At 65.9% G+C, this 1,064-nt stretch carries 1 protein-coding gene; it reads right to left on the minus strand.

What is annotated here, in order from left to right:
- Positions 1 to 1,064, minus strand: a 1,064-nt coding sequence (locus VL15_RS38985) for an HAD-IC family P-type ATPase (protein WP_048252215.1), incomplete at both ends; no start/stop codon positions are given.

The following is a 1,064-nucleotide window of genomic DNA, read 5'->3' on the forward strand; positions in this document are numbered from 1 at the left end:
CGTCGTCGAGCGCTTCGATTTCCGCGCCGAGCATCGGCTTGCCGGGTTCGAGGCCGACCTGGCGGCACACCTTCATCGTGACGATCGCGTTGTCGCCCGTCAGTACCTTCACCGCGACGCCGTTTTCGCGCAGCGCGGCGAGTGCCGGTGCGGCCGATTCCTTCGGCGGATCGAGGAAGGTCAGGAAGCCGCGCACGACGAGGTCGTGTTCGTCGGTGGTGCGGTACTGCGCGCGCTCGTCGCCGCGCGGAATCGTGCGGGTTGCGAGCACGAGCACGCGGAAGCCGTCCTCGTTGTACGCGTTGGCCTGTTCGAGCAGCCGCTTGCGTGCGACGAAGTCGAGCGGGCGTACGCCGTCTTCGTCCTGGACGTGAGTCGACACGGCCAGCATTTCCTCGACCGCGCCCTTGCAGATCAGCAGGTGCGTGCCGCGCGTATCCTCGACGACGACCGACAGGCGGCGCCGGACGAAATCGAACGGCAGCTCGTCGATCTTCTTGTAGCCCTGCGGCTTCACGCGTTCGCCGATCTCGTCGGCGCGCGCGACGACCGCGATGTCGATCAGGTTCTTCTGGCCGCTCTGGTGGAAGCTGTTCAGCCAGCCGAGCCGCAGGATCTCCTCGTTCTTGTGACCGGACAGGTCGAGGTGGTGTTCGAGGATGATCTTGTCCTGCGTGAGCGTGCCGGTCTTGTCGGTACACAGCACGTCCATCGCGCCGAAGTTCTGCACCGAGTTGAGCCGCTTGACGACCACCTTGCGGCGCGCCATCGCGATCGCGCCGCGCGCGAGGTTCGCACTGACGATCATCGGCAGCATCTCGGGCGTCAGGCCGACGGCCACCGCGAGTGCGAACGTGAGCGCGCTCAGCCAGTCGCCCTTGGTCAGGCCGTTGATCATGAACACGATCGGCACCATCACGAACATGAACTTGATCAGCAGCCAGCTCACGCTCGAGACGCCGCGGTCGAAGCTCGTCTCGATGCGCTTGTGGCTCACGACGTTGCGTGCGAGCGAACCGAAGTACGTGTCTTCGCCGGTCGCGACGACGACGGCCGTCGCCGTC

This window comes from Burkholderia cepacia (assembly GCF_001039005.1).
Taxonomy (GTDB): domain Bacteria; phylum Pseudomonadota; class Gammaproteobacteria; order Burkholderiales; family Burkholderiaceae; genus Burkholderia; species Burkholderia theae.